The following is a 9,304-nucleotide window of genomic DNA, read 5'->3' on the forward strand; positions in this document are numbered from 1 at the left end:
TATTTATTTTAGCGTTTGTTTTTAATTTCATACTTGTAGACAACATAGTCATTGATTGATGGCAGAGAGATTTCCAGCCTTCCTTTCTTTCCGGTTACTGCTGTCATAGCTTTGCCGTGTCCCATCAGTGGGATACATCTTACTGTGACACCTTCTGGCAGCCAGGTATCGACTTCTGTAGTCCCTTCTGGATGATTTTCACGGTACACAATCAAGTATCCTCTATCTTTCTTTAGAGACTGGAAGCCGGTCCAAGAGCGTCCCGATGGTTCATCTCCTATGGGTAGGATAGTGCCGGAATGCATGTCATGCTGAAATTTCTTGTAGGCTTCTGTATGTTCTCGTAATGTAAATGCTTCCTCGGGTAGATTGGTACCTTCCATCCAGGCAAGCGGCTGTCCTGCTAAAGTCGTAGCAAACAGATATTCAAATGAATAGTTTTTCGGAGCGAAGACTTCTCCTTTATATTTATCCGTATTTCTCCATTTGTTCAGGAACTCTATTTGCAGCTTTTCTGCCGGAACATATTTGGAAAGCATCCAGAGGTTACGCAAAGTCCAGTAAGGATAGTAGTTCTGCCAGTCGGTATAACGGTTTTCCAGAAAGATATTTCCATATTCATTGAACATGTGGTAGCCTCCGCGGCGGCTGGCTGTCGCATCAAGGTTGAAAATCACTTCCTCGTCCGTCTCTTCCAGCACTTTGTTGAATAAGCGGTGCAGGTTTGTTTCGGCTTCTTTACTGGGAATGGTGAGCCCGTCTATCTTGAATATTTTGATGCCGTATTCGCGATAGAGGCTGATGAGTGCTTGCGCATCTTTCTGCCAATCGGCAAAATCATTTTGTATGCTGGGATTGAACCAAAGACCGATTTCAATACCTAATTCCTTGCCACGCTTTACGATGGGATGCAAACCACGTGGATACTTTTGCGGATCGGGTTTCCAGTAGTCTTTATTGTCCCAAATGTTCTTGAATGAACCGCGGGCTACAACTGAATTAGGACTTTTACCTATTTGCCAGCCATCATCAATCTGGAAATGGGTGATTCCCAGACGGGCGGCGCGTTCCAGTTCTTTCAAACAGAAGGATTCGTTTACTTTTGAGTCCTGGCTACGGTCTCCCCAGGTGTTCATCATAATCATCTCGTCGCGGTCGGCCCGGTAAGTACGTATATTCTTCTGATATGAACGAAGCGCTTGTAGGCGGCTCAGTTCATCTTCTCCGTATATTCCCAATACACATCCGTATGTTTTGGTCCAACGGTCGGGAGTCACGTCTTTCTCGGTAATGCCCAGACCGGTTACTGTAAACTTTCCGAAATCAGTCAGAAAATCCTTTCCTTGATAGGCTAATTGTACCGAAGAGCAGGGAGCCTCTTTTAAAAAGAAGATGCCACAGTTGTCCTCGCCATTAAAGGCAAACAGCAGATTGCCGCGATATCCCAGTTTGCGGTAGGAAATAATCTCTTTCTCGAAAACCAGGTTGTTGTGCCAGTCGGTCACATCGGAAAATTCCACGCTGCGAGCGTGCCAATGTTGTCCTTGGAAATGGAACTGGTCTAGTACAGCGGTTACTTCTTTAGATTTCATGTCTTCGGCGAATTCAATATTCTTCCGGTCGGCTGCACTAACTTCTCTGCCTCCGAAAATACTGTTTACTGTTCCTCTTAAATAGGTGTCGCAGGCTATGGCTGGACAATCATCATAAATACGATATACCCGTTTTATATCTAGCTTCTCCAGGCTGAAAGAAACTTCTACTTTCAGATAAGCGGGAAATATTTTAGTCTCTTTTACGGGAACTACTTTGAGTGAACCGTTTGATGGTTGCGGCAAATTTTTCGTTACTCTGAAATCTGGAGTAAGGCTGTGGTTCTTCCATGATTTTCCATTACTCTTGTCGGTCAGGCGGTAAGTTATGATATTTCCCCCGTTCCACAAAAAGGTACGTTCGACCAAATTGTTTCCGATGGTTAAAGTGTCATTTCTCAGAAGGCCGTAGCAGGTATCTTGTGCGTGTAACGAATATCCTCCGAAAAGGACAAATAATAATGTTAGAATATTTTTCATGATATGCGTGTTTTATTAATACTTAAATTGTAGTATCAACGTGTTTCTTACTTCTTGTTTTTTTCAATGACAAATATACGAGGCTTTTTTAATAATTTTTGTTCATTGAACTTCTGATTATCGGGAATCCCTTCTTTTTTTCCTACTCCCTCTTTCATCAGTGCTTTCAATTCCGGTAGGTGTTTCTGATATACTCCTCTCGGAGTGGTGTTGTACTTTTTACATAAGGAAGCTGCCATCCCGACAACTTCGCCCATCATTCCGGTGGTACGCATTACGCGGACAGTGCCCAGTGCCACATGGGTAACACTGATATTGCGGCCCGCCATAAAAAGATTCTCGATATTTCTGGAATATAGGCAGCGATAGGGCACTGCATAAGGATATATATGGATGTGTTTGGTTGCTGCTTTGAAAGGCGCATCAGGAAAGTGTGATGCATTGAGCGAATCCGGGAAATGCAGGTCGATGCTCCAGGTTGTGACGAAGGAGGCATCTTCGTGATAGACATTTTTATCTATATCATCTTGCTTTAGAATATAATCGCCCAACAATCGGCGTGACTCGCGTTTTCCGGCAATATAGGCTACCCAGTCCAATGCGCGGTTCTTATATTTCTTGTTGTCCTTTAATTCATTTTTCAGAAAACTCCAATTAGAATAGATGACCATTAAGCCATAATCACGTATACGTTCGAAGTCGTCGATTTGATTGAAGTTCATGCCGGTTTCCCATTTCCATTCACCCATCGTCACTTTTTCGCAATTTTTTTCATTGAATTGCAGACCGTACGAGAAAATAGGGAAACGGGTAGGTTTACCTTTGTCTGCAGAGTACCATTGTACGGATGAACCCATTGTCATTTTGTCCGGTTGAATCGGTGCCAGCTCTTCTCCGTATTCGGCACGGGATTCGCGTCCCATGTTGTAGTCTGCACCGGCCAGATACCCGATGGTGCCGTCTCCGGTACAGTCGGAGAACAATGGTGCTTTCAGTTCCACTTCTTTTCCATTCTCTATATGCTTGATGATGACAGATTCTATTCTGTTGCCATCGGGCTTTACAGATATGGCCCGGTAGTTGGCATAAAGGGTGATATTCTTTTCATTGGCGATAAAAAGCTCCTTCTTTTCATCTTCATAGTTTGCGGCAGGTTTGGCATTTCCTTCTTTAGAATGTCCGAATTCTCTTATCATACGTCCCAGTCCGGAATTGGGGCCTACTCCGATATTGCCCCCTAAGTGAACCCTGACTTCAGAGCTATTATTGCCGCCAAGTACTGGGCGGTCGTTGATTAATGCCACTTTGCATCCCAATCTGGAAGCGGTTGCGGCTGCACACATACCGGCTATACCGCCACCAGTTACAATCACATCATAGGAGTATTGCTCCGGTTCGGCTGGAATATCCAGCATCTTTTTACGGAAATCTGTCAGTTGTGTGGCCTGAGCGGGAGGGAGCTGCCCTTTTTCCGTAGTAAAATAAATGGCATCGCAACGGCCATTAAAACCGGTCAAATCTTTTAATGTCAGACTAGAGCTTCCTGCTTTTACAGAGACTGTTCCGGCAGGTTGCCACATCCATTGTTTGCCCTCGTCCCCTAAAACCACTGGCAACTTTTTATTGTCGACGGCTAAAGTGAATTTTCCCGGTCCTTTACCATCATACCAGGGAGAAGTCCAGTTGTAGGTGCGTACAAATACATAATATGTACCGTCTTCAGGAAAAGAAATGGTAGTGGAGGCATCCTCAACCGGGACTCCCATTCCATGAGCCATCAGATAAGGTGAACCCATGAGGTCCATGAATTGCTGGTCTACTACCCATCCCCCCTTTCTGTCAAAGCTTTCTGCTTCCACCAATAACTTGCTGGGTACTTGTTTCCTATTGCCTGAGGGCTTGTTGGCTTGTTGAAATAGTAGAACCTGCTTGTTGGGTTTTATTTCGAAAGTAATTTTGGTCCCTTTGAACAATTCCTTTAGGGTGGCTTCAAGTGGGGCATTGGATACCAGCAAATCTTTTCGGGTATCAAGATTGGGCAGTTTGTCGGTATAGAATACATTGTAGCCGCTAGTCTTTTCAATTTGAGGTATAATCTGCTTGATAGTCTGCTGGTTTATAGATAAACTGATTTGGGCAAAGCTATTTCCCCAGAAGAACAGCACTCCCAGTAATATTGAAAATCGCGTAATTATTTTATTTTGTCTCATGTCTTATCATATCAGGTTAATTACTTTTTTACTTTAAGGAAGGTACGACAAAGGCTAACCCTAATTAAGCTATTAGAGTATATTAAAACTATATTTCTCGAATGTTTAAATTTTATTGTCGCTGCCAGAAGTAGGTCATTGTGTCTGAGGTAAAAATCCTATAAAATCTATTCCATATACTTTTTGTTTTAGTTAATATAAAGGGCTATTTTACACTACTAATATATTATAATCGTATTGTCAGATTCTATCTTGTAATTAATGCCGCCAGCTTGGCTGATGTATTCCAATACATTGTTTAAACTGCCGTTTTTAATGATGCCATGATAAGTATATTGTTTGGCTTTCTCGTTTTTGAATATAAATTTGCAATTATACATTCGTGTAAGCATGGTACAAATTTCTTCAAAAGATTCACCGTAGAACGCTAGTTCATTGCTTCTCCATAGCAAATAACTTGCATTAGGATGAAGCTCGCTTTTTTCGAACTGTCCATTGGTCAGGTTGCAAACGAGCCTTTCGTTTGGCTTCATATATGCCTCGTGTCTGCCGTCGTCTACTTTAACCTTTCCACTTATCAGGCTTACAGCTACTGATTTATCGTCTTTATGTGCACGTATATTGAAGCTTGTACCTAACGCTTGTACATTGATGCCATTTGCTTTCACGATGAAAGGCTTTTCCTTGTCCTTTGCAACTTCAAAATAGGCCTCTCCTTCCAGGGAGACCATACGTGTTTTCTTGTTGTAAGTGTTGTCATATACAATTCTTGAATCAGAATTGATGTAGACCTTTGTGCCGTCAGCCAAAATGATGTCGGCCTTCTGCCCGTTGGATACGGACATGGTGACTTCTGTATTGGCGTCATCGGCCGGTCGTTTGACTCCTGCATAATAGGCTCCGCTTCCCACTGCCAATATGATGCAGGCAACTGCAGCATAGCGCCCAATCTGACGCAGGAAACGGTTCCTTGTTTTCAGGACCTTCGTTTCCGTGGTGGAACTTGCGTCTATCTGGCTTAAAAGTTCGGTGAACATTTCATTTTGTACGGCTTTGTCCATCGTGTCCGGAGCCAGTGCCCAGCATTGCTGATAGTATGCGGAAAATTTCTGTTGAAAATCCGGTCGCTTAATCCATGATTTCAACTGTACATCTTCTTCAGGGCTGGTCAGTCCTCGAAAGAAACGATCCAAAAGTTCAATATGACTGTCTTTTTTATCCATGTTCTGTAGTATATATCTGTATGCCTGCCAAAACACTCACGGATTTTCGTGCTTTAACAATTATTTAGAAAGTAGAAGGAGAGGAAAAGCATGATGAATTTGCGTAATTCTTCTTTCAGTAGTTTCATAGTACGGTAGAAATGAGCCTCTACGGCACGTTCCGTCAAATCTAGCTGTGAGGCGATTTCCTTGTTGGACAGTTTTCCTGCTCTTTTCAGCTGAAAGACTTCCCGTGAAACTTCTGGCAGGCTTTGCAGAAGTTGCTCTATCTGTTTTTCAATGATGGAGACGTCCATATCCATCGTATCTTCCTCGATAGCCTCTGCTTCTGTTTTCAGCTTGTTTTCTACAAATTTGTTGTGTAATAATCTTCGTTCGGTTTCTTTGTATACCATGTTGCGTGCGATGGTGCATAGATATGCCGGAAAACTTTTCTCGGTATCCAGATTACTGCGTTTTTCCCATATCGTCATGAAGCTGCTTTGGGTGATGTCTTTGGCTAATGATTTGTCATATACGAGAAGGACGATGGTGTTGTACAGCCTGGCACTGTATTTTTCGTACAATGCTTCAAAGGCAAATTTATTGCCTTCTCTCAACTTGGCTACCAATAAAGTATCATTTTCTTTCTGCATATTGATTCATCTTACATTTACGCATTCTGAATGGTAGTGTCTTTGTATAGTAAAGTACTATTCCACATAGACTCTGAAAGAATGAACTACAAAGGTGGTGTTTTTATTATTTATTTAAAAGTTTTTTGCTGAAAATATACTTTGTGTGATTATTATTTAGGCAGTTATATACCACCCGACCCTAAGCCGGGTGGGTATAACTTATGTTTATAATTAGACCGCTAAGATAGCGATTATTTCTAATTTACTCATTTTTTTTCATAGTTTTCTTTTATCGAAGGATATGTATTAAACAACTTAAAAAATGGTAGTTGATAATCTAATTTTTCCTTCATAATAGCATTGAATCGAGTTAAATCATTATCTATATCACTCCATTTTTTTGGCAGTTCGCTCATTTTCTTAATATGGTCTTTAATATCAATTTTGCCATTATTATCTATGTAAGCATGATATATATCTAAACTCTTAATATCTCCTTTTGTTACTCTTGCTTTTATCTCATAATGAATATACATTGTACTGTCATTATATTCTAATATTTTATCTAATTCTTTTCCAACAGAGATATATTCTAATTGTTTATCCTCGTAAAAATCTATCAATGCCTTCATGTAAGTGCCAATTTTTTCTTTCTCAGCTCTTGTCATTTTATTTACTACTTTAGCAAATCCTTTTCCTTCTATATAGTAAAATATGCTATCATCTTGTTCCTTTCCTTTTTCATAAAGTCCTTTAGTCATTGAAACTATTTCATATATAGGTCGGTAACTCACTGTATCTTTTAAGTCAATAGATACAACCTCTTTCAAATCGTTTGGGTCGCCAAAATTTTCATTTACATAGATTTTAAATTCTTTCTTAATCTTGTCTTCTATCGTTTCTTGCTTGTTGCAACAAATAAAGGAGAAAAATAATGAGATAATAGTTAACGACATTAAAGTTGTTTTCATACCATTTTGTTTTATTGGTTAATACTAAAATTAAAAAAAAATCTTTTTCATTCAGCAATAACCTAACGTAAGAGTATGAAAAGCGCAGACCATTGCCATACGCCTTCTTGGTTCACCACAAACCACAATACATTATGGGGAAGTCTGCGCCTAAATAGGTACAACTCACCCAATATGTATTGGTTCATAGCTCGTTATATTCCGAGGTGGTGATTCAGAAGGCGATTGAGCTATAATTTCATAAGAAGCATTAACTACTTAATGCGTTACAAATATACTATTTCACTTTGAATATACAAACTTAAAAAGTATATTTGCAAAGTAAACTTAAATATATTGTTATGGCTAAAACACGAAAAATTGGCAGAGATGCAGAAACTGGGCAATTTATCCCAATAGAAGAAGCCAAAAGGCGTAAAAAAACTGCTATAGTAGAAACCATTAAAACACCTTCTACGATTAAGAAAAAGAAGTAGGAGATATTTTAAGGTAAATTTGTTTAGTTATATATTGGATAAGATAGGCATAAATTTCATCTGTTTTATATGACAATTTTATTCCAATTTTATCCAATATAAACATTACACAATGAAAAATTTCATGTTGCAAAATAGATAATTCATCTATAGTTTTAGGTATAATATCCATGTATAGTACAGTCTGATTATCATTTAGAAATAGACTTTTATATTTACCTTTTATATCTTTTTGTGAAAGATTTATACCGTATTTTTTCAAATTCATAATTAAGCCTTTTTTATTTCCAAAATGTACCATTATATGAAAAGGGTAAATTTGACAATCTATGATAAAATTCATAAAGCATTATTTAAAAACTATACTTTCTTTTTTTTAATATTTGTTTTAGGAATACTCATTCCCATAAGAAGTTTATTAAACTCCTTCTCTGAGGCTGTGACTTCTGCCTCCTTAATTGTTTCCTTTTCTTTTTTCTTTTTAGCCATGATAGTTTATAAATGTTAGACAAAAGTAATTAAATCTCTCAATATCACTAATGTTTCGGGTATTAAATCTGAAAACATATTCGTCAATATATCGCTGGAGGTGCTTTTTACTAACCGAGTAATAAGTTCCAAATATCATTCTTTTAAAGTGCGACCAAGCATTTTCAATACCATTTGTACTTACTTGTATGACTTCTCCCTTATCTGTTGTGTAGGTAGAGCCATAGTAATGTTTCTCATGGTCTACTGACCTTTGAATGTAATCATTGGTTATTCCTCCATAGTCCCAGCCGTCAGTATATATGACGCTTCCAAATTTAACATAGCCTTTTATCAGAGGGAGCAGTGTCCTTACTTTGGTATCGGGCACTACCTTTGCTACTAAATGACCGTTTCTTTCCAGCATTCCGAATACCGGAACTTTATCCTTGAAAGAACGACCTTGACATTTCTCAACTTTCTTATCCTTATGCCGATTTTTGTTCTTGCCTCCGACAAAGGTTTCGTCAATCTCAACTTTTCCTTTCAATTTATGTTCATTTTCAACTCCCATTGTATCCCTAATCTTTTGAAGCATTTTCCATGCTGATTTCTGAGTAATACCCAAATCTCTCGCCAACTGACAAGAAGAAACGCCACGTTTGTGCGATAGAAACAAGAACATTGCATAGAACCAATATCGTAGTGGTAACTTTGTGTTAGCAAATTTAGTTCCCGTTTTCACGTCAAAGTATCTACCAGTATTCTTGCATTTATACTTCCCATTGCGACACTTGTAGACTTTAGATGAAGGGTCAAACGGAGAAACCGGATTTCCACCCCATCTTTTGTCCTCATAGTATCTAATGCAACTCTCCTCGTCAGGAAATAACTTAGAGAATATTAATTGTTTATCTGTCTTTTTCATAGTCATACTATTAAATAAAGTACAATACAATCAATAAGTTCGTAACTATCCAAGAGAATGAAGCAATACTTATTAACATCTGCATTTCGCTTCATAAGACCAATCAATATGTAAAAGAGCGAGCATAACCAAAAGTTATGAAGAAGAATCAAGTGTCACTTTGTATATAAGTGCCATTATTTAATTCTATATTCCACGATGAAGGAGGATGGCAGAAATAGTCATTTGCAGTATAAGAAGTGGTAAACTGATGGATGGGTTTAGGGGCTTATTGTCAATACTGTCTTATCCTGATATAGGTAGACACATTTACAAACTAATAAATGTGTTACTATTATG

The 9,304-nt window shown here is 38.8% G+C and carries 9 protein-coding genes; 1 reads left to right on the forward strand and 8 read right to left on the reverse strand.

Going from position 1 to position 9,304, the window contains the following annotated elements:
* Positions 1-8: 8 nt before the first annotated feature.
* The 5 genes from DXD65_RS14800 to DXD65_RS14820 form a co-directional block, all read right to left on the reverse strand.
* Positions 9-2,072 (reverse strand): alpha-galactosidase, encoded by a 2,064-nt coding sequence (locus DXD65_RS14800; protein WP_117887763.1) that lies wholly within the window; start codon positions 2,070-2,072, stop codon positions 9-11.
* A gap of 47 nt (positions 2,073-2,119) precedes the next feature.
* Complete coding sequence (locus DXD65_RS14805) at positions 2,120-4,282, reverse strand: FAD-dependent oxidoreductase (RefSeq protein WP_117703927.1); 2,163 nt, start codon at positions 4,280-4,282, stop codon at positions 2,120-2,122.
* 218 nt (positions 4,283-4,500) lie between these two features.
* Entirely contained in the window at positions 4,501-5,505 is a 1,005-nt protein-coding gene (locus tag DXD65_RS14810; RefSeq protein WP_117879211.1) for a FecR family protein, read from the reverse strand.
* Positions 5,506-5,558: 53 nt separating this feature from the next.
* Entirely contained in the window at positions 5,559-6,140 is a 582-nt protein-coding gene (locus DXD65_RS14815) for an RNA polymerase sigma factor (RefSeq protein WP_005829818.1), read from the reverse strand.
* Between the two features lie 248 nt (positions 6,141-6,388).
* Positions 6,389-7,093, reverse strand: a complete 705-nt coding sequence (locus DXD65_RS14820; RefSeq protein WP_016274102.1) for a hypothetical protein — start codon at positions 7,091-7,093, stop codon at positions 6,389-6,391.
* A 341-nt stretch (positions 7,094-7,434) separates the two neighbouring features.
* Here DXD65_RS14820 and DXD65_RS21485 point away from each other — a divergent pair, with 341 nt between their 5' ends.
* Positions 7,435-7,569 carry a hypothetical protein gene (locus DXD65_RS21485; RefSeq protein WP_255420222.1) on the forward strand — a complete coding sequence of 45 codons (135 nt, stop codon included), beginning with the start codon at positions 7,435-7,437 and terminating at the stop codon, positions 7,567-7,569.
* Here DXD65_RS21485 and DXD65_RS14825 read toward each other — a convergent pair.
* The 3 genes from DXD65_RS14825 to DXD65_RS14830 are packed head-to-tail and all read right to left on the reverse strand — an operon-like array spanning position 7,553 to position 8,965.
* A complete protein-coding gene (locus DXD65_RS14825) occupies positions 7,553-7,912 on the reverse strand; it encodes a hypothetical protein (protein ID WP_055288341.1) in 360 nt (119 codons plus the stop codon). The genes DXD65_RS21485 and DXD65_RS14825 overlap by 17 nt on opposite strands.
* A 17-nt stretch (positions 7,913-7,929) precedes the next feature.
* Positions 7,930-8,058, reverse strand: a complete 129-nt coding sequence (locus DXD65_RS21490) for a hypothetical protein (RefSeq protein WP_255420223.1) — start codon at positions 8,056-8,058, stop codon at positions 7,930-7,932.
* Positions 8,051-8,965 (reverse strand): IS1595 family transposase, encoded by a 915-nt coding sequence (locus DXD65_RS14830; protein WP_117887764.1) that lies wholly within the window; start codon positions 8,963-8,965, stop codon positions 8,051-8,053. The genes DXD65_RS21490 and DXD65_RS14830 overlap by 8 nt, the downstream gene beginning before the upstream one ends.
* Positions 8,966-9,304 lie beyond the last annotated feature (339 nt).

Origin of the sequence: Bacteroides sp. 4_1_36, assembly GCF_003466325.1 — a bacterium.
In the GTDB taxonomy this organism is placed as follows: Bacteria; Bacteroidota; Bacteroidia; order Bacteroidales; family Bacteroidaceae; genus Bacteroides; species Bacteroides uniformis.